The sequence below is a fragment of the Streptococcus mitis genome (assembly GCF_001579045.1).
Classification (GTDB): Bacteria; Bacillota; Bacilli; order Lactobacillales; family Streptococcaceae; genus Streptococcus; species Streptococcus mitis_D.
Window position 1 is genome coordinate 598,809 of sequence record NZ_KQ970262.1, and the last position, 19,909, is coordinate 618,717.

The window sequence follows — 19,909 nt, forward strand, 5'->3', positions numbered from 1 at the left end:
TTTTTTTCTAATTTAATTACTCTGATAATTTTGTTGATAATTTGTTGCCAAATTTGTTTCATTTCGTTGAGTTTCTATGACTATACAATCTCTTCTTAAATAAGTTTTCTTTGTGAATACAACATCTTTTCTACACATAATATGCATTTAACTTATGCACTGTATTTTCCCACTTTTACCCATACGCATTTTGTGTCCCTTATGAAGTATTTCTCTTTTTTCAGAACTAGAAAAAACTATAATCGAAAATCATGGAGGCTGAGACAAAAAGATTTTGATGTTAGGAATACTTTATTATAAAATTTTAAAATCGATAGATTAGACAAAAAAACGAACAAGATAGAATTTTGAGTGTCAGATAACTCGATTTGTTCGCTTTTTATATTTAAGGTTAGACTTTTGTCCCAGCCTCTTGAACCAGGGCTATAAGCCCAAATTACCAGCCAGCGCCTAAAGACGCTGGCTTTCACGTTGTTCAAGCCTCATTGCTCTTGACTCGTCACTTGCCTCTCAAAGAGGCTTTAGTATTACTTACCACTATCCCTAAAGGGATCCTCATATTTTTTTACACTTAATTTATCTAGTGCTATATCATGCTTTACTCGTTCTCAAATTTTCATACTCGTGAAGAAATCATCCACTGGATAATTTCTTTAATCTTGGATATATTTCTTAATTGTGGCTTCATTAAGCCCTACTGTACTCACATAATAACCTTCCGCCCAGAAATGCCGATTCCCAAACTTGTACTTGAGATTGGCGTGTTTGTCAAACATCATGAGTGCACTTTTTCCTTTCAAATAACCCATGAAACTCGAAACACTTATCCTTGGTGGAATACTTACTAACATGTGTACATGATCAGGCATTAGGTGACCCTCGATAATTTCAACTCCTTTATAACTACACAAGCGATGAAATATTTTGCCTAAACTACTTCGATATTGATTATAGATAACTTTTCGTCTATACTTAGGGGTGAACACAATGTGATAGAACAGTGCCACTTTGTGTGCGATAAACTATGAGCCTTTTGTGCCATATTTTTCTCCTTTCGCTTTACAATTGGCTTGAACACCTTTATTGTATCGCGTTCGGAGTTTTTTTGGTATAACCTTCGACGCGCACCCGCATAGCGGGTGGTTTTTTTGTCTCGCACCTAACGGAGCGAGACGGACTGATACTCTTCGAAAATCTCTTCAAACCACGTCAACGTCGCCTTGACGTAGGCATATGTTACTGACTTCGTCAGTTCTATCTACAACCTCAAAACAGTGTTTTGAGCAGCATGCGGCTAGTTTCCTAGTTTGCTCTTTGATTTTCATTGAGTATGAAAGTCACATAATACAACAACAGCCTTGCACCTCTTGAAATGAGGAACAAGGCTGTTGTTTAATATTTCATTGTCCACTTAACAATGAACCATTCATATTTTGACTAAATTTTTAGTCTTCTTTTTTCTTTCCAAGAGCAAGCCCGAGACCACTTATAATACCAAGAAGTCCTAGAGAGACAAGAGTCGCATTTGATTCTGTTCCTGTATTTGGCAATACATTTCGAGAATCATTTGATTTAACTCCATTATCAATAGCATCTGTAGTATATTCATGAGTTGCATTCGGAATAACTTCATCTGGAATTGGAGTTGTTGGTGCAGGTGTATCGTGACCAGAATTTTCATTAGTATCAGGTGTTACTGGAATTGTATTTGTGTTTGAACTTACTTTTCTGAAAATGTGGGTAATTACTGGGTCATTTTCAACTATCACAGTTCGTACAAATTCATATCCCGGAATTGTTCCATGCTCAGCATCCTTTTCACTACCTGTCTTAACAGATGGTTTCAATACATTTCCATCTTTATCAGTCCATCGAACCTCAATCATTAGCTCTGGCAATTCAATTGAAGCCGGTAATACACCGTTTTCAAAAATTGTTACCTTAGCTGGATTTTCTACTGGAACTTCCACAGCTGGTTTACCTGGTTCAGTAATCTTACCTGTACCCGGAACTTTACCTTCTGGTAATTCACTGTTTGGTACTTTACCTTTACCGTCTTCACCGATTGTGACTGTGATTGGCTTGTCACCTTTACCTGGGATTTCTACCGTAGTTCCTGGTGGGTATGTTGAGCCATCTGGTTTATTCGGTGTTACTGTAACGTCACCTGTCTTAGGATCTTGTTCTAACTCTACTTTTGGTTCTTTCGTTTTCCCATAAGTTCGAACTGTTGTTGGAGTTACCTTACCTGTTTTTTGATCAACTTTATAAGTTGTAGTGTTGATAACTTCACGACCTTGGTCATCCTTATTACGTTCAACCTTAGTTTTAGCCCCAACCTTAACTATTGTTTTACCAGCTGGGGTGACCACTGTATCAACGTGCTCTGTGATATGACCGTCATTTGGATCTACATCGTAAGTGGTTGTAGTAACTGTTTTACCTTTTTCACCCTCAGTACGCTCATCTAGTGTACCGAAGTCACGAGTGTCATCTTTTTTATAAATCACTGCGGGTTCAATTGGTGTTTCTACTACTTTATCCTTAGCCGCGACTTTAACGATTGTTTCTGTTGGATTTACTATGACTGGATTTCCTTCATTTGGAATAACTTCCCCATTGTCTGGATTTACTGTATAAGTCGTGGTGGTGGTCTTACTCCCGTCTTTTCCTGGGACAGTAATATTTGCTTGACCTTTTTCTCGACTAGCATCTTTTTCGTATTTTACTGGAGATGGGATTGTTTCTACTTCTACTTTATCCTTAGCTCCATTTTCTTTAAATGTTTCTTTTGTTGTATGCTCTATTATGTTTCCATTATCTGGATTTACTGTATATGAAGTTGCTGTCTTCACAATGTTATTGCCATCTTTAGAAGTTACTACTTCATCTTTCGCTGCTACTTTAACGATAGTAGTTGTTGGATTTACTATTACTGGATCTCCTACATGTGCAATAGCTTCTCCACTGTTTGGATCTACTGTGTAAGTCGTGGTGGTTGTTTTACTTCCAGCTTTTCCTGGGACAGTAATATTGGCTTGGCCTTTTTCGCGACTAGCATCTTTTTCGTATTTTACTGGGGATGGGATTGTTTCTACGTCTACTTTATCCTTCAATCCGTTTTCTTTAAACGTTTCTTTTCTTGTATGCTCTGTGATGTTTCCATTGGTTGGATTTACTGTATATGTAGTAACTTCTTTGACGATGTTATCTCCGTCTTTAGAGTATACTACTTTATCTTTTGCTGCGACTTTGATAATTGTATCCGTTGGATTTACTATTACTAGCTCTCCTACATTTGGAGTAACTTCCCCATTATTTGGATTTACTGTGTAGGTCGTTGTCGTTGTCTTACTTCCATCTTCTCCTGAGACAGTAATATTGGCTTGGCCTTTTTCGCGACTAGCATCTTTTTCGTATTTTACTGGGGATGGGATTGTTTCTACTTCTACTTTATCCTTAGCGGGAACTTTAACAATCGTATTAGTTGGTTCTTTCGTACGAACTGGTTGACCTTCAGTTGCCGTAATCTTACCAGTATTAGGATCTACAGTGTAAGTGGTTGTGATACTATCTTCACCGTCCTCACCTTTAACTGTAGTTGCCTCAGTACCTTTTTCTTTCGTATCATCTTTTTCGTAAACTACTGGAGATAGTACTACCCTCTTCTCAACCGTTGGTTCTTTTCTTGTTCCGTAAGTAGTCACTGTTGTAGGAGTTACCTTACCTGTTTTTGGATCAACTTCATAAGTTGTAGTGTTGATCACTTCACGACCTTGGTCATCCTTGCCACTCTCAACCTTAGTTTTAGCCCCAACCTTAACTATTGTTTTACCAGCTGGGGTGACCACTGGGTTGCCAACGTGCTCTGTGACTGTTCCATTATTTGGATTAACGTCATACCTTGTAGTCGTTACAGATTTTCCTTTTGCTCCTTCTCTAGGCTCGTCTGGTGTACCAAAGTCACGAGTGCCATCTTTTTCGTAAACCACTGCGGGTTCAATTGGTGTTTCTACTACTTTATCCTTAGCCGCAACTTTAACGATTGTATCTGTTGGATTTACTATTACTGGCTCTCCTACATTTGGAGTAACTTCCCCATTGTCTGGATTTACTGTATAAGTCATTGTGGTTGTTTTACTTCCAGCTTTTCCTGGGACAGTAATATTGGCTTGACCTTTTTCTCGACTAGCATCTTTTTCGTATGTTACTGGGGATGGGATTGTTTCTACTTCTACTTTATCCTTCGCTCCCACTTTTACAACTCTAGCTATTGGTAGAGTTACGACTTCTGGTTTGCCTTTTGATGGAGTTAGGGTTCCATTTACTGGATTTACGCTATAGGTTGTGGTGACTTTAGTTTTTCCTGCTTTCCCTGGAAATTGAACGGTATTCGTACCTTTTGGACTGTTCACATCTTTTAAATAAACTGGTTTGGGTTCAACTGAATTATACTCAACTATATCCCTCGCGCCACCTCTATTGACTACTTCTTCCTTCTCAGTCGAAGTAAGACTGCCAGTTTTTGAGTTTACTGTGTAACTTGTTGTCTTCTTAACAACGTCGTATCCTTTTTTAATGTATTCTACTTCATCCTTGGCTGCGACTTTGACAACTGTTTCTATTGCCGGTTGCTTAACTACTGGTTGTTCTATATGTGCAATCAGATCTCCAGTGTTAGGATTTACACTATAAGTCGTAGTTACTGCACTAGTACCTGGAGTACCAGCTATTGTTACATTTGCTTCACCTTTAGCCCTTGTGGCATCTTTTTCATAACGTACACTTGGCTCAAGTTGGGTATCGACAACTGTAGACTTGGCTCCATCTTTCTTAAACACTTCATCAAGAGTATTGTTAGTAATCTGTCCTGTATCAGAATCTCTCATACTAACAGTTATTGACTTAATGATGTCATCTCCGCGTTTACTATATACAGTAGTTTCTCCAACTTTTTCTACAGATTTAATAGTTGTAAGTTTTGGATTTTGATATCCAGTTGCATCTAAAGAAATGCGTTTCCCAGATATAAATTCTGGTCTTCTATTAATCATATCGGCTTCAAAATAGGAACGAGAACTGTGTCCACCGCTAGTTGATCCAACATTTATCACAACATCACTATCATTGCTGACGCCTTTTCTTATCGTCGAATCATTATCAACAATATAATGAATCATTTTACCAGACTTGGCTATTTTTTTGCTATCTAAACCTTTTTGCCAAAATTCACGACTGGAAAGCAAATTGGTCACAACTTTTGGAGCATTGAATGTTGTTCCTTTTTTTAATACATTATTATAAAAGTTTCTATAAGCCCGCTGTTCTTTAGGAGACATAACTCTGCTGTCAGAATATGCCAACTGATAGGCTTCAACCATTGCCCGTTGTACTAAATATCCTCCTAAAGAATGGCCTGTCAAATAAAGATTGGTAATACTCTTATCTTTGGCCAGTTCACGCATAATATTTTCTGCATCGATCCCTTGTTGAGGATTGCTTCCTAATCCAAGTGTTATATCAGCTCCTATATCCTTCGCATCACTTGTTCCACGAAAGGCTAATACTTGTGCAGTTCCATTTGGTAAATATAAGAAATCACTCTTAGTTTCATACAAGACAGCATCTAGTCCACTGGATGTATGATAACTTTTCTTCCTTTCCCAATAAGGTGCCAACTCCTTATTCATCATCATATATTCATAACGTGGTCTACTGTCACCATTCTTTTTATACAACTCTGATTCTGTTAAGGGTTTCTTATGATCCAACACTCTATCAATATAATTATCATCACGGTAGGACAATTCCATGAACATAATCATATCGCGCTCACTTACATTCCATTTTAATTTTTCATCTGGCTTTTCGTTACTGTCAATAATACCATCACCATCAGTATCTTCTAATAAGGGATGACTATTATAGCCTACATACTTTTTCCCGCCTTTTTCATAAATGTAAAGCTCTTCTTTATCCTTCAAGTAATCTTCATCTGTATAAGCGTCTGGACTTAATTGAGGGCCGTTTAACAATAAACTATCAAGCTTATCACCTTCCGAACCGATTACTCCTGCTTTTATTTGCTTAGCGTACTCATCAGTTAATTCATACTTTTTAACCTCGGAAGGATTTGATGCTGCTCTCACCGCTGGAGTGCTTGATCTGTCTTCACCCGCCGCGGAAGCCCTTGTGGTCAAGCTATTATTTTCTTTATCCACAGATGTGCCGGGTTCTGTAGTCCTTGTAGATCCTATTGGAACATCTCTGGTATCTAACTCAGAAGAAGGATTATTTTGATTATCTGATATAGGTTGAACTTCTTCTCTTTTCTCCACAGAAGGTAGAGAATTTTCCGTAGAAGCAAGCACTCCCTGGGATGGTGTAAACAAGGCAATTCCTATTAATACAGAAGCCACTCCAACAGAAAACTTTCGAATCGAAAAACGTTGACGTTTATTAAAAATGTCTTTCATTTTACCAACTTTCTTTCTCACTATTTTTTACAAAATAGAGGGTTCTAATATTTTCTCTTGACAAAATACTAGATTGTCTCTTGACTAAAATTTTAAAGCTTTTCCTCTACTTGATTATAAACTACCACATTGATTTCTAATCATAGAAAAATGGATAGCTTCATGTTAATAAAATATCAGTAAAATATAAAAAAATGTAATACTCAATGAAAATCAAAGAGCAAACTAGGAAACTAGCCGCAGGTTGCTCAAAGCACTGCTTTGAGGTTGTAGATAGAACTGATGAAATCAGTAACCATATCTACGGCAAGGCGACGTTGACGCGGTTTGAAGAGATTTTCGAAGAGTATAAATATTTCACTTTCAACACTGCCATTATACCATAAAAAATCATAACACTCATGTGTTTTAAAAAAGGTTTGTCGAAAAGTCTTTATACTCAATAAAAATCAAAGAGCAAACTAGGAAACTAGCCGCAGGCTGCTCAAAACAGTGTTTTGAGGTTGTAGATAAGACTGACGAAGTCAGTCACATATATACGGCAAGGCGACGTTGACGTGGTTTGAAGAGATTTTTGAAGAGTATTAAAATCAAAAAACGCATAATATCAAGTCTTGAAAAACCTTGATACTATGCGTTTAATTGTGGGAAGATCTACTTCATTTTCTCCTAGAATTGAGTTTTCTCCCAGTCTCATCAAATCTAGATTTTTTCTTCTTTGATATCAATCACAATCTCTTCTGATTCATCAAGAGTTTCGGCCTTTTCTTGCCATTGCTCTTTGAGATTATTGAATCGATCTTTTGAGACTTCTGTCACTTGACGAGCACATGATTTGGCTTGAGCAAGTACACTGTCCACAGTGATTTCACCTGATTCAACCTGTTCTTTGGTTTTCAGAACAAAATCTGTAGCTTGCTCCTTAACTTCTGTCAGTTTTTCACAGACCTGCTCCTTGGCATACTCAGGATTTTCTCTCAAATCATCTAGAAAATCTTGAGCCTGACTGCAAACTTGTTTGCCCTTATCGCTTGTTAAAAACAAGGCAAGAGCTGCACCTGAAACGGTTCCTAAAAGGATTGAGGATAGTTTACCCATAAGGATTCTCCTTTTTTATTTTTTGAAAAATTTACTTGCAAGACGAAGAGCTGACAAACTTGCACCAGTCTTGAGTGTTTTTGAACCAGCTGATGAAGCTTTCTTGCTCAAGACACGCGCATGGTCATTGAGATCTGAAACAGATATAGATAAATCTGCAACAGCATTAAAGAGTGGATCAATCGTTGCTACCTTGACATTGATATCATCTGCCAAGACATTGACCTTAGCCAGTAATTCATTGGTATGATGCAAGGTCACATCCACATCTGAAGTTAAGGTTTTAATCGTCTTCTCTGTTTCATCGATAACACGTCCAAGCTTTTGTACAGTAATGATCAGATAGACCAAAAAGACAATCAAAGCAAGAGCTACAAGAATATATGCAACTTCTAACATTTAGTTTTCCTCCTCTGTAACATAGTAAGGGGCCTTCTTTCGATTTTGATATAGAATGATAAAAATACCGAGACCGATAAGGACAACTGATAGCCATTGAGACACTCGAAGGCCGAAGAACATGAGACTATCTGTTCGCATACCTTCGATAACCATACGACCGAAACCATACCAAATTAAGTAGAAAGCAGTGATATGACCTCGTCTGAGGCTCTTCCATTTTCGTCTGAATATCAAAATCAAGGCAAATCCAAGTAGATTCCATAGGGACTCATAAAGGAAGGTCGGTTGACGGTAGCTCCCATCAATATACATCTGGTCACGGATAAAGCCAGGTAGATAATCCAGATTATCCACTGCTGCACCATAGGCTTCTTGGTTAAAGAAATTGCCCCAGCGTCCCAAACTTTGGGCTATCATGACACTAGGCGCTGCGATATCTAGGAAATCCCAAGTATTGATGAGTTTACGATCAGCAAAGATATAAAGTACAAGAGCCCCAGTTATCAAACCACCGTAAATGGCCAAACCACCATTCCAAATGGCAAAAATCTCTCCTAAATTCTGACTATAGTAATCAAAACGGAAAATGACATAGTAGAGACGAGCTCCTAAAATAGCCAGAGGAAAGGCAATCAAGATAAAATCTAAAATATCGTCTGGTATGATCTTCTTTCTAGGCGCTTCTTTCATGGTCAAATAAACCGCAAGAATCAAGCCTGTTACAATACACAAGGCATACCAACGAATAGCTAGAGGGCCTAGATGAATAGCGATTGGATCAAGCATTAGGCACCTCCTCGTTTTGAGCAATGAGATTGGTCAAGCGTTCTTCGAACAAACGTGTCGCATCAAAGCCCATTTCCTTGGCACGATAATTCATGGCAGCTGCCTCAATCACGACAGAGATATTACGACCTGTTTTAACTGGAATACGAATACGAGGAATAGATACGCCAGAAATTTCAAGTTCCTCTGCATTGTTTCCAAGACGATCAAAAGTCTTATGTGTATCATAGTTTTCCAAATAGACAGCAAGTTGAACCTGTGAAGAATCTTTGACGGCACTGGCACCGTAGAGACTCATAACATCGATAATCCCAACCCCACGAATTTCAATCAAGTGTTTCAAGATTTCAGCAGGTTCACCCCAAAGAGTAATCTCATCCTTGGCAAAGATATCGACACGGTCATCAGCTACTAAGCGATGACCACGTTTGACAAGCTCCAGGCCTGTCTCACTCTTACCGATACCACTATCACCTTGAATCAAGACGCCCATCCCATAGATATCCATCAAGACACCGTGCACACTGGTCCGTTCAGCCAAACGAGAATCAAGGTAATTAGATAACTCTCCAGACAAACGACTGGTCGCCGTACGGCTGGTTAAAATGGCAATCTTACACTCTCTAGCTGCCTTTAACATTTCTTCTGGAACCACCAAACCACGAGCAACAATGACTGCTGGTGTCTCAGGTAGAAACATTTTTTTCAAAACTTCATAACGGCTGTTAGAAGGCATGCCAATCAGATATGACCACTCCTTCATCCCCAAGAGCTGGATCCGTTCTGGAGTATAGTAGTCAAAATAGCCTGTCATTTCAAGACCAGGTCGCGTGATATCCGCTGTATTGATTTCCTTTTCAAGCAATTCCGGTTCACCATAGACAATGTCTAGTCTAAGCTTTTCAATCACTTCTTTTACTAAAACCGACATCATTTCCTCCTTCAAATGAGTTCTTCTCTCTATTATATCAAATTGTAGGAGGATATTTCAGATTTTTGCAGGCTTTGGAGTATTTATTTATACTCAATGAAAATCAAAGAGCAAACTAGGAAACTAGCCGCAGGTTGCTCAAAACACTGTTTTGAGGTTGCAGATAAAACTGACGAAGTCAGCTCAAAACACTGTTTTGAGGTTGCAGATAGAACTGACGAAGTCAGTAACATATACGTACGGCAAGGCGACGTTGACGTGGTTTGAAGAGATTTTCGAAGAGTATGAAAAGAAAAAGGACTAGATTTCTCCAGCCTTTCATTTCTAATTAGAATTTTTTACGTTTACGAGCTGCTTCTGATTTACGTTTACGTTTTACAGAAGGTTTTTCATAGAATTCACGTTTGCGTGTTTCTTGAAGAGTACCAGCTTTAGTAACCGCACGTTTGAAACGACGAAGTGCGTCGTCAAGAGATTCATTCTTACGTACTACTGTTTTAGACATTTTTTTCACTCCCTTCAAGTTCAATATCTATTTTATTCTACACGTAAAAGGAATAATTGTCAAGCAAAAATGCGGTTTAATTTTGATTTTTTCTTACATTTATACAAGAGTTGAAAGCGTTCAACAGAACATTGCTTTTTATTTTTCAAGTAAGCTAAGCGCTTCAGCATCCGCGATAATGGTCACATCAGGGTGGTTTTGCAAGCTACTTGCTGGTAGAGACTCAGTAACTGGGCCAGACACTGTTCCAGCAATGGCTTCTGCTTTCGACTCACCGTAAGCAAAAAGAATAATAGACTTAGCATCCAAAATGTTTTTAATCCCCATTGAAATAGCTTGGGTTGGGACGTCTTCAATCTTGTCAAAGAAGCGAGCATTGGCTTCAATAGTAGACTGGTCCAGTTCGACTAGATGCGTTTGACTGTCAAATGGAGTACCAGGTTCATTAAAGCCGATATGTCCATTGCGACCGATTCCCAAGATTTGCAGATCAACTGGATGGTCAGCCAAAATTTGGTTGTAGCGTTCAACTTCAGCTTCAGCATGATCCTTAACCCCACGAGGCAAGAAACTTTCTTTAAATGGTTTTTGGTTAAACAAGTTTTCTTGCATGAAGTGACGGTAAGACTGAGGATTGTCGCCATCAAGGCCTACATACTCATCAAGGTTGACACTGGTTAGATTTGAAAAATCAAGATCACTCTCAACAATTTCCTTGTAAAATTCAAGTGGGCTGCTTCCTGTCGCAAGTCCTAGAGTTTGAGCTCCATTGGCCAATTTTTCCTTCAAAATCTCAAAAGCAACTTTTCCACCTTCGACTTGGTTTTCAACTTTAATGACTTTCATCTTTTCATCCTCCATTTCTATCTATATTTATTATATGGTATAGACCAATTTTTGTCAAGTGAAAACGATTTAATTTCTAAAAAAAGAGCGACTATACTTGAAACATGTTATAATGGATAGGATTAGAACTTAGAAAGAATGAACAGATATATGAATACAGCTGATTTTGATTTCCACTTACCCGAGGAATTGATTGCCCAGACACCCCTTGAAAAACGAGATGCTTCCAAACTCCTCATCGTCAATCGTGAGACAGGAGAAATGCAGGATAAACACTTCCACTCTATTATTGATATGCTGGAACCCGGTGATGCCCTTGTCATGAACGACACCCGAGTTCTCCCTGCCCGCCTCTATGGTCAAAAGGAAGAAACTGGAGGTCATGTGGAACTTCTCCTGCTCAAAAATACTGCTGAAGATGAGTGGGAAGTCCTGGCAAAACCTGCCAAACGCCTCAAGGTTGGCACTCGTGTCAACTTTGGTGACGGCCGTCTCAGCGCTGTCGTTACAGAAGAATTGACCCACGGGGGCCGCATTGTCCGCTTTGAATACAAAGGAATTTTCCTAGAAGTTTTGGAAAGTCTAGGTGAAATGCCGCTACCGCCTTATATCCATGAAAAACTGGATGACCGCGAACGCTATCAAACTGTTTACGCCAAGGAAAGTGGCTCTGCTGCAGCACCTACTGCTGGTCTTCACTTCACCAAAGAATTGCTAGCAGAAATCCAAGCTAAGGGGGTCCATCTGGTTTATCTGACCCTCCATGTCGGACTCGGAACCTTTAGACCCGTTTCTGTGGACAATCTAGACGAACATGAAATGCACTCAGAATTTTACCAACTTTCTGAGGAGGCAGCTGCCACTCTCCGCTCTGTTAAAGAAAATGGTAGTCGTGTCATCGCTGTCGGAACCACTTCTATCCGCACCTTGGAGACTATTGGTTCCAAGTTTGATGGGCAAATCCAAGCAGATTCTGGCTGGACCAATATCTTTATCAAACCTGGCTATGAATGGAAGATAGTGGATGCCTTCTCAACCAACTTCCACCTGCCAAAATCAACTCTGGTTATGTTGGTTTCTGCTTTTGCAGGCCGTGAATTAGTCTTAGATGCCTACCACCATGCCATCCAAGAACACTACCGCTTCTTTAGTTTCGGCGATGCCATGTTTATCTATTAATTTACATAATCAAAAAACGCATATTATCAGGCATAAAAACTTGATAGTATGCGTTTTGTAATGAATTAAAAATTCGTTAGTCTTTTCTAAAATTCAGATTTTCCAAACTCTGAACACTGGCATTGATCACCGCGCCGACAATCAAAATCTTAGCGATGAGAATAAACCAGAACATCATGACCACAACGACAATAGAACTGAAAAAACGGACGTCCACTATGTGATTGACATAATTGTTGACATAGACTGAAAAGATATTGAGCAGTAAGGCCAGAGTCAATAAGACAAAGGCACTACCTGGTAATACAGAGCGAATTCGTCGGACCTTAACATTGGGCAGGAAATAATAAAGCATGACCAAGATTGCAAAAATCAAGGCATAGACCAAGGGGCCTGTCAGGTCTTGCAGATAATCAAAAATAGGACTATCTGATTTCCAGTAGCTCTTGATAAGGTTGAGAAGCATGCGACCAAAGACACTGAGAAAAAGAGCTAAGGCAAATAGAATCTGCAAGCCAAAACTGACAAACAAACTCATAAGCTGATGGGAAATCATCCCACGATTTTTTGCCACTCCATAGGCTTTATTAAAGGCTTTCTGCAAGAAGTTCATGGATTTTGAAAAGGTCCAGAGGGCTGACAAAACCGCAAAACTCAATAAGCCTGTTGACGGTTGGGTCAGTACTTCTGTAATAATCTTTGCGACCACATCATAAACCGTATCTGGCAAAAATTCATTGACAACCTTTAAAAAATTAGAAACTGGAATCTGAAAATATGGGAGGATATTGACCACCACCAAAAGCAGGGGAAAAATCGAAATCAACCAATAGTAGGCTACTGCGACACTGGTCAACTCACTATCTGATGCTTGATAATAATGCAAAAAAGCTTTTAATAAAGGCTTGTCTATCAGCTCTTTCCACCACTTCTTCATGTCACACTCCTCCACTTACAATCTTATACTCAATGAAAATCAAAGAGCAAACTAGGAAGCTAGTCGCAGGTTGCTCAAAGCACAGCTTTGAGGTTGCAGATAAAGCTGACGTGGTTTGAAGAGATTTTCGAAGAGTATTAACTAATTTCTTCTTACCAATTCCACCATATCATAAGGCAGGGTATTGGCAGCTTCCTTCAAGGAATAGTTCTCTAAGTTATTGACATTTTGTCGTAACTTCTTGGCATACTTGGTCGTAATCAATCGTTTTTCTTCGTATTCGAAAATCAACTTGCGCTCTAGATAATAGCCTCTCAGCATTTCATCGATATTGTTAGGTTTGACACGGTTGATAACCCGTTCGACAAAGGCACCACTGGTGATAATAGCTGTTTCTCGGAGACGAGAATCCTGCATGAAGCTGATCAAAGAACTCTTATAAACCCCTTTTAGGTTCTCCAAACTTTCGATAATCATCTCTGTATTTTCTAGATAGAGTTCTGCAATTTGGTCATAGTCAAGGGCTCTGAGTTTCTGTGATTCTTCATTTTTCCAACTGCGGAAGGTCTTGCCTAAGGTAAAGACTTCGTGAAGGAGAAAACGTAAAATCCGCAAGGAAACAAGGAAATAATAGGTCAATCGTGAAGCAAACTTGCGATTGATACCTTGTTCCATGTTTTTCAGATAACGTTGGTAGACTCGATAAGCACGCTCACTCATTTTACCTTCCTCGTAGGCCTGTTCTAAACCATCACTTTCAATACTGAGGATGAGAAGTTTCAAAGCCTCCCAGTCTTCTTGAGCCCCCTTATTTTCTTGGCTCAGGATGAGATTTTCAATACGTCCATGATAATTGTCAATGGCTGCATAGAGAGGGAGCTTATTTCTGGTATCTTCCAACTCTTTTTCCAACTCTAGCGTCACTTCATTTAAAATGGCGATATGCATGAGATAATCCTTGCTTTCTTCCTGTTCATCAGAAAGATGAGGCAAGACCACGAGGCCTGTTAAAAAGCTGACAAGCGTCACACCTGCGACAAGGAAAAGTAAGAGAGGATACTCCTGCTCTAGATTACTTGGTATCAGAAGAATCGTAGCAATCGACACGGTTCCCTTAACACCTGAGAAGGTCAGGAGAAGCATGTCCTTCATATACTTATTTAGCTTTTTCTTGAGACGTCTAGTCCTATAGGCATAATAGCCATAAATCATGACAAAACGGATAGCAAAGAGGACAAAGGTGAGGGCTATAAGAGATAGCAATAACAGTAAAGGATTATAGATTGGATTAGTCAAGATAGGTTCTGCTATCATTTCCAACTCCATCCCTAAAATCACAAAGACAGAACCGTTGAGCATAAAATTCACTGTATGCCAAACCGTCTCGGTCACCGTATCCACTTGGGCTTCAAGGAGCGTAATTTTCTTAAAACGGCTTGCCTTTAAAATTCCAGCAACCACAACGGCAATTATCCCTGAAACATGGACTTCTTCTGCTAGGAAGAAGGTCACCAGAGGCAAACTCAATTCTAATAAAAGTTCACTGGCAATATCCGTTGCGCGCACACTTAGCAAGAAGGTATGGAGGAAACGGTTGGTCATGGCTGTTAAAAATCCAATCAAAAAACCGCCTAGGATTGAAAAGATGAGCGAACTGCTAGCTTGCCCAAGGGAAAAGGCTCCAGTTGTCCAAGCTGTCAAGGCCACCTGAAAGGCAACCAAGCCAGAAGCATCATTCAAAAGTCCTTCACCTTTAAGGATATTGGACACGCGCTTAGGAAAGCTAAACCGCTCCGAAAGAGAGGCAAAGGCCACTAAGTCCGTAGGCCCAAGGGCCGCCCCAACAGCCAAACAAGCTGCCAAGGGAAGGCTGAGCCAAAGAAGATGGGCCAAGCCACCCAAACTCAGGGTCGAGATAAAAATCACTGGAAATATGAGATAAACAATGATTCGCCAGTGTTTTAAAATAGCTGTAATGTCCGCTTCTTCCGACTCTCGAAAAAGCAAGGGCCCGATAACCAGGGCCAAAAACAACTCTGTATTGAGGTGAAAGTCGGTATTGGGTAAAAAGAGACCAATCACAATTCCCAAAAGAATCTGCACCAAAGGGAGGGGCAAAAAGGGCAGGAGCTTATTGGTGGTACTTGAGACAATCAAAACCAGTAAAAATAGGATGAGGTAAATCAGTAATTCCACGTACTTCCTCCTTAGTCTTTTTTACAACAGGATTCAAAAATCTCCTTCTGCTCTTTTATTTTTTGATCAATCTTGGAACAGTCTTTGTGCTCAATTTTTCTCTGGCACCGTTCCATTTCAAGAGCAACTAATTTTTTCTTGATTTTAAGCATTTTTTTGCTCATATGTGCTTGGTCTAGCACGCCCACCGCTCGTTCGCGGTGGGTTGATTCAACAAAATTCTGGCGCATGGCATCCAGCTTTTCACGTAGGTATTGTTTATCCATGTCTATATCTCTCTAATTTTTCAATCATTACTAAAAATGGTGGGTTGTTGACCTGATTAAGAGTTCGGTAAATGGCAACTGTGTACTCTTGTTGCTTCAACTGGCTAACAAAATCCAAGACAGCATCTTTCTCGAGGTCGCCTCCTTCATGACCATAGTAGATCATAATGGCAATCCGTCCACCTTTGACAAGTAAGCCACACAGCTTTTCTAATGCTTCAATAGTCGTCTGAGGTTGGGTGATGACGGACTTATCAGCTGACGGCAGATAGCCCAGATTAAAGATCCCTGCCTTGGCTTCTGTCACAAACTGGTCCAGTGTTTCATGACCTTGCAAAATCAACTGGACATTCTCTAAACCTGCTTCATTTAAACGGTCTTGGGTCTTTTCCAAGGCTTGTTCCTGAATATCAAAGGCATAGACTTTCTTGGATATCTTGGCTAAAAAAAGGGTATCGTGACCATTTCCCATAGTCGCATCCACTACGATATCGTCCTGAGTTACTACCTCAGCCAAAAAGTCATGTGCCATCTCAAGTGGTCTTTTCATTTACCTTTCTCCCATCTTTTATTGTATCTTTTATACAATAAAATAAATATCACAATTATAATTAAACAACAGACTTGCGCTACTCCATTTCCTAAGATACTTTTGTAACTAAGTAAAAGAATATTCACTGATATTTGAAAAGGCGAAGTAAGTAAAATAATATTCCTTAAATAGAAAGTAGATTTTTTATCATAACTTTTCCAAGTTAGTACTTCAAAAATAATTAAATTAATTAATAATGGAAATAATAAAAGTAGACTCTGTAAACTAACAATTTCCCATTGAAATATAGGAATCATTGAAATTGAGACCGATATCCCATTTTCTATTAAGGTTCGTACCCTATCTAGCATTTTCATTTTTTTAAAATTTTTTTGGTATGTAGTGAAGTATTGATTGATTCTTTTTGTAGTTTTTGGGTTAAATTTATCTGGTTTCACCTCATTTATAAGTATCGTCATTATATCTGTAAAATCATATATCAAAAGTAATGAGAATATTAATCCAATAATTAATACTGTAACTTTCACACAGTCATATCTGTCGAAAAAAGTTAGAAAAAAAGATAGAAACATTATAATAAAAGAGCAATTATTAATTAGTTTGAATCTATTGTTTGCACTTATTTCCTTCTCTTTTAAAAATGCATTGCTCAAGTCGACATTACGTGAACTAAATTTTTCTAAATACTTTCTCATGTTACTCCTATGCCTCAACCTTGCATCCTTGAACGCTTCCACGACGTCGCATCTCCATCTCAATGCTGTTAAGGACTTCCCATTTATTGAGGCTCCACATAGGCCCAATCAGCATATCTCTAGGTGCATCTCCCGTGATTCGATGGATGACGATATGTTTGGGAATGATTTCCAGTTGGTCACAGATGACCTTGACATATTCATCCTGACTCATCAACTGCAAGCGTCCTTCGTGGTAATCTCGTTGCATACGCGTATTGGTCATAAGATGGAGCAAATGCAGTTTAATCCCTTGAATATCGTTATCCGTAACACAGCGGCGGACATTTTCAATCATCATCTCATGGGTTTCACCAGGCAAACCATTGATCAGATGAGAAACAATCTCAATCTTGGGATACTTTCTCAAACGCTTGACCGTTTCCACGTACAATTCATAGGAATGGGCGCGGTTAATCAGGTCAGAGGTTGTTTCATAAGTAGTCTGCAAGCCCAATTCAACCGTCACATGCATGCGCTCCGATAACTCAGCCAAATATTCGATGGTTTCGTCTGGTAAACAGTCTGGCCGCGTTCCAATATTGATTCCTACTACACCTGGCTCATTGATTGCCTGCTCGTAACGTTCCCGGATGACTTCCACCTTTTCGTGGGTGTTGGTAAAATTTTGAAAATAAACCAGATACTTCTGAACATCCGGCCACTTACGGTGCATGAAGTCAATTTCCTTATAAAATTGCTCACGGATAGGCGCATCTGGTGCCACAATAGCATCTCCAGAACCTGAAACCGTACAAAAAGTACAGCCTCCATGTGCCACAGTTCCATCACGATTGGGACAGTCAAACCCCGCATCAATAGGGACTTTAAAAGTCTTTTCTCCAAAGAGTTTTCGATAATAATCATTCAAGGTGTTATAAGATTTCATAACTTTCATTATAACAAAAAACACCCACAATCTCAAAAGCCTGACTTTCCTATAAATTCCTCTGTTTCTCATTTCCATTAGCCATTTTTTATGATACAATATGGATATGATTTTAATGAAATTAGCATCTATTTTATTATTGATACTGACCTTAGTAGTCTGCATCATCATAACCAAACTTTTTAGATTAAAAAAACTAGGACGAAATTTTGCGGATTTGGCTTTTCCAGTCTTGGTATTTGAATATTACCTGATCACAGCTAAAACCTTTACCCATAATTTTCTCCCTAGACTGGGCCTAGCCCTCTCAGTCCTAGCTATTATTCTCGTTTTTTTCTTTCTTTTGAAAAAACGTAGCTTTTACTATCCTAAATTCATCAAATTCTTCTGGCGTGCAGGATTTTTATTGACTCTTGTCATGTATATCGAGATGATTGTTGAATTGATGGCTCAGAAATAAAAAACTAAATCGAAAACACCTCAATCAAACTAAATACAGTGATTGAAGTGTTTTTCTTTATATCTTTTTTAATAATTCTTATACTCAATGAAAATCAAAAAGCAAACTAGGAAGCTAGCCGCAGATTGCTCAAAACACTGTTTTGAGGTTGCAGATGGAAGCTGACGTGGTTTGAAGAGATTTTCGAAGAGTATTATTTTCCTTCTTTATCAGGAAAGAGGTAACCAATCCCTACACAAGCCAGCACACCTGCTCCAATCACCAAGCCACTTGAAATTGGCAACAGATCCAAAATTGCATTTGCGATGATAAAGGCAATAATCAAACACATCAGACTAGCCTTGTAATCCTTTTTCCAAAGATTCTCTAGAGTGAAATAGAGGAACAAGCCTACCGGAATCAGTGACCAGAGGTTGACATCTAAACTTGGCCAGCCAACAGAACCAAAATACAATACTGTCGCTGCTGCTAGTAAAAATATAATCCCCAATAATTTTTTCATTTGTTTATCTCCGATTTCTTTTTAGAAACCTGAACCATCTGGTATCGACACCTCACGTCCCTTACAAAGAACATTATAGCAGAGGAGTTTCTCAAGAACAAGTTCGTTTGCCTATCTGGTCGCTATATCGGTCTAAGTGGTCTGATTTTCTTTAAAAAGAAAAAGAAGCCTGATGAGACTTCTTCACTTTGCCGATTGCAGGGATCGAACCTGTGACCTAGGCTTTACGAGTGCCTTGCTCTACCAACTGAGCTAAATCGGCGATTACAATTACAGTATAGCACTCTGAGAATAAATGTCAAGAAATTTTCATCTCTATTAGAAAAAGCCTGTCCTGAGACAAGGCTTTGAGTTTCTTCATCTTAGGACCCAGCACTTTCGTAAGAATCCAAGCCCCTGTCCCATAGTTTAAGGGAAATACCAAAAAAGACAAGGGAAATCAAAATCAAACCTCCAATGTTAAAGAGTACATCCTTGTCCTGCAAGAAATAGCTGGCAGGATAGTAGGCCGTAAAAGCAAAAGGCACGATAAAGCTAATCAACCAACGAAGAAGAGAATTGTAAATCGAAATCGGGTACTTGGCAAAATCATTAAACATATAGAAAATGTAAATCATAGCGCCTGACTGCTTGGTCCAAAAAGCGATACTAGCTGTCGCGATTTTCAAGGAAGTATAAATCAAGGTCGCAAAGGGAATACAAACTAGGAAAAGCAGGAATTTTGGAAGAGTCCAAGCAATGCTGGTCACTGTTGTTCCCAGTAGGATACCACCGACCAAGAGTTCGCCCAAGGCATCAATCTGAAAGGTCTCAACCAAGATGTGAAAGAGAGGATTGATAGGACGAGTCAGATACTTGTCAAACTCTCCCTTTCTCACCAAGCGTTGCCCCAATGCCCAGAGATTATCAAAAAAGAGATGGTCCAACCCCTTAGGAATCAAGGAAAAGCCATAGATAAAGGCGATTTCTTGAAAAGTCCAACCTTCTAGGGATGGGATGTGTTGAAAGATGACATTGAGAAACAAGAGATTCAAGCCTTGAGTCAAGAAAACTCCCAGCACACCAACCACAAAATCCACCTTGTATTCCATAATTTGTTTGATGTATTGTCTAATAAAAATCAGATGCATGCGTTGATATTTTTTCATA

20 protein-coding genes, 1 tRNA gene and 1 pseudogene are annotated in these 19,909 nt (G+C 39.1%); 4 read left to right on the forward strand and 18 right to left on the reverse strand.

Translation table 11 applies throughout. The annotated features are described in order from the left end of the window. Positions 1 to 527 precede the first annotated feature (527 nt). The 3 genes and pseudogenes from tnpA to SMIDD28_RS05965 form a co-directional block, all read right to left on the reverse strand. Positions 528 to 1,042 (reverse strand): annotated as a pseudogene (gene tnpA / locus SMIDD28_RS05960) (IS200/IS605 family transposase). A gap of 157 nt (positions 1,043 to 1,199) precedes the next feature. Next, on the reverse strand, positions 1,200 to 1,325 hold the full coding sequence (locus tag SMIDD28_RS12410) for a hypothetical protein (RefSeq protein WP_269139748.1): 126 nt from the start codon (positions 1,323 to 1,325) through the stop codon (positions 1,200 to 1,202). 120 nt (positions 1,326 to 1,445) lie between these two features. Then, positions 1,446 to 6,476, reverse strand: coding sequence for a G5 domain-containing protein (locus tag SMIDD28_RS05965; protein ID WP_061425248.1), 5,031 nt, complete (start codon positions 6,474 to 6,476; stop codon positions 1,446 to 1,448). A 206-nt stretch (positions 6,477 to 6,682) separates the two neighbouring features. On the opposite strand from SMIDD28_RS05965, the gene SMIDD28_RS12185 reads away from it, so the two are divergent. Then, on the forward strand, positions 6,683 to 6,862 hold the full coding sequence (locus tag SMIDD28_RS12185; RefSeq protein WP_061425249.1) for a hypothetical protein: 180 nt from the start codon (positions 6,683 to 6,685) through the stop codon (positions 6,860 to 6,862). 316 nt (positions 6,863 to 7,178) lie between these two features. Here SMIDD28_RS12185 and SMIDD28_RS05975 read toward each other — a convergent pair whose 3' ends face one another. From SMIDD28_RS05975 to hprK, 4 genes are read right to left on the reverse strand one after another with little or no spacing between them, the layout of a single operon-like run. Then, positions 7,179 to 7,574 (reverse strand): YtxH domain-containing protein, encoded by a 396-nt coding sequence (locus SMIDD28_RS05975; RefSeq protein ID WP_061425250.1) that lies wholly within the window; start codon positions 7,572 to 7,574, stop codon positions 7,179 to 7,181. 15 nt (positions 7,575 to 7,589) lie between these two features. Beyond that, positions 7,590 to 7,973 (reverse strand): DUF948 domain-containing protein, encoded by a 384-nt coding sequence (locus SMIDD28_RS05980; protein WP_061425251.1) that lies wholly within the window; start codon positions 7,971 to 7,973, stop codon positions 7,590 to 7,592. Next, positions 7,974 to 8,762, reverse strand: coding sequence for a prolipoprotein diacylglyceryl transferase (lgt, locus tag SMIDD28_RS05985; RefSeq protein ID WP_061425252.1), 789 nt, complete (start codon positions 8,760 to 8,762; stop codon positions 7,974 to 7,976). It abuts the gene before it with no gap. Continuing rightward, positions 8,755 to 9,693 (reverse strand): HPr(Ser) kinase/phosphatase, encoded by a 939-nt coding sequence (gene hprK, locus SMIDD28_RS05990; RefSeq protein WP_061425253.1) that lies wholly within the window; start codon positions 9,691 to 9,693, stop codon positions 8,755 to 8,757. Before hprK ends, lgt begins: the two co-directional genes overlap by 8 nt. Positions 9,694 to 9,789: 96 nt before the next feature. Between hprK and SMIDD28_RS12190 the strand changes: the two genes are divergently transcribed. Further along, positions 9,790 to 9,960 (forward strand): hypothetical protein, encoded by a 171-nt coding sequence (locus SMIDD28_RS12190; RefSeq protein ID WP_231075150.1) that lies wholly within the window; start codon positions 9,790 to 9,792, stop codon positions 9,958 to 9,960. A gap of 61 nt (positions 9,961 to 10,021) precedes the next feature. Here SMIDD28_RS12190 and rpsU read toward each other — a convergent pair whose 3' ends face one another. Together rpsU and SMIDD28_RS06000 are read right to left on the reverse strand one after the other, a co-directional pair. Further along, positions 10,022 to 10,198 (reverse strand): 30S ribosomal protein S21, encoded by a 177-nt coding sequence (rpsU, locus tag SMIDD28_RS05995; RefSeq protein ID WP_000048054.1) that lies wholly within the window; start codon positions 10,196 to 10,198, stop codon positions 10,022 to 10,024. A 138-nt stretch (positions 10,199 to 10,336) separates the two neighbouring features. Beyond that, complete coding sequence (locus SMIDD28_RS06000) at positions 10,337 to 11,044, reverse strand: glucosamine-6-phosphate deaminase (protein ID WP_061425254.1); 708 nt, start codon at positions 11,042 to 11,044, stop codon at positions 10,337 to 10,339. 150 nt (positions 11,045 to 11,194) lie between these two features. On the opposite strand from SMIDD28_RS06000, the gene queA reads away from it, so the two are divergent. Then, positions 11,195 to 12,223: a tRNA preQ1(34) S-adenosylmethionine ribosyltransferase-isomerase QueA gene (queA, locus tag SMIDD28_RS06005; protein WP_061425255.1), complete on the forward strand. Its 1,029-nt coding sequence runs from the start codon at positions 11,195 to 11,197 to the stop codon at positions 12,221 to 12,223. Positions 12,224 to 12,299: 76 nt separating this feature from the next. On the opposite strand, the gene SMIDD28_RS06010 is transcribed toward queA, so the two are convergent. From SMIDD28_RS06010 to SMIDD28_RS06035, 6 genes are all read right to left on the reverse strand, one after another. After that, entirely contained in the window at positions 12,300 to 13,160 is an 861-nt protein-coding gene (locus SMIDD28_RS06010) for a YihY/virulence factor BrkB family protein (RefSeq protein WP_061425256.1), read from the reverse strand. A 141-nt stretch (positions 13,161 to 13,301) separates the two neighbouring features. Beyond that, a complete protein-coding gene (locus tag SMIDD28_RS06015; RefSeq protein ID WP_061425257.1) occupies positions 13,302 to 15,356 on the reverse strand; it encodes a cation:proton antiporter in 2,055 nt (684 codons plus the stop codon). Between the two features lie 11 nt (positions 15,357 to 15,367). Beyond that, complete coding sequence (locus SMIDD28_RS06020) at positions 15,368 to 15,622, reverse strand: hypothetical protein (RefSeq protein WP_061425258.1); 255 nt, start codon at positions 15,620 to 15,622, stop codon at positions 15,368 to 15,370. Next, positions 15,615 to 16,172 carry a tRNA 5-(aminomethyl)-2-thiouridylate-methyltransferase MnmM gene (locus tag SMIDD28_RS06025; protein ID WP_061425259.1) on the reverse strand — a complete coding sequence of 186 codons (558 nt, stop codon included), beginning with the start codon at positions 16,170 to 16,172 and terminating at the stop codon, positions 15,615 to 15,617. The genes SMIDD28_RS06020 and SMIDD28_RS06025 overlap by 8 nt, the downstream gene beginning before the upstream one ends. Then, complete coding sequence (locus SMIDD28_RS06030) at positions 16,169 to 16,870, reverse strand: hypothetical protein (RefSeq protein ID WP_061425260.1); 702 nt, start codon at positions 16,868 to 16,870, stop codon at positions 16,169 to 16,171. Before SMIDD28_RS06030 ends, SMIDD28_RS06025 begins: the two co-directional genes overlap by 4 nt. A 7-nt stretch (positions 16,871 to 16,877) precedes the next feature. Beyond that, entirely contained in the window at positions 16,878 to 17,807 is a 930-nt protein-coding gene (locus SMIDD28_RS06035; protein WP_061425261.1) for a tRNA modification radical SAM protein MnmL/YtqA, read from the reverse strand. A gap of 91 nt (positions 17,808 to 17,898) precedes the next feature. Between SMIDD28_RS06035 and SMIDD28_RS06040 the strand changes: the two genes are divergently transcribed. Next, the gene (locus tag SMIDD28_RS06040; protein ID WP_004236494.1) at positions 17,899 to 18,258 is read left to right on the forward strand and encodes a DUF3397 domain-containing protein; all 360 of its coding nucleotides are present in this window, start codon (positions 17,899 to 17,901) and stop codon (positions 18,256 to 18,258) included. 193 nt (positions 18,259 to 18,451) lie between these two features. On the opposite strand, the gene SMIDD28_RS06045 is transcribed toward SMIDD28_RS06040, so the two are convergent. The 3 genes from SMIDD28_RS06045 to SMIDD28_RS06055 form a co-directional block, all read right to left on the reverse strand. Beyond that, positions 18,452 to 18,760, reverse strand: coding sequence for a hypothetical protein (locus tag SMIDD28_RS06045; protein ID WP_061425262.1), 309 nt, complete (start codon positions 18,758 to 18,760; stop codon positions 18,452 to 18,454). Between the two features lie 189 nt (positions 18,761 to 18,949). After that, a tRNA-Thr gene (locus SMIDD28_RS06050) sits at positions 18,950 to 19,022 on the reverse strand. A gap of 100 nt (positions 19,023 to 19,122) precedes the next feature. Further along, on the reverse strand, positions 19,123 to 19,908 hold the full coding sequence (locus tag SMIDD28_RS06055; RefSeq protein WP_023936560.1) for an ABC transporter permease: 786 nt from the start codon (positions 19,906 to 19,908) through the stop codon (positions 19,123 to 19,125). Position 19,909 lies beyond the last annotated feature (1 nt).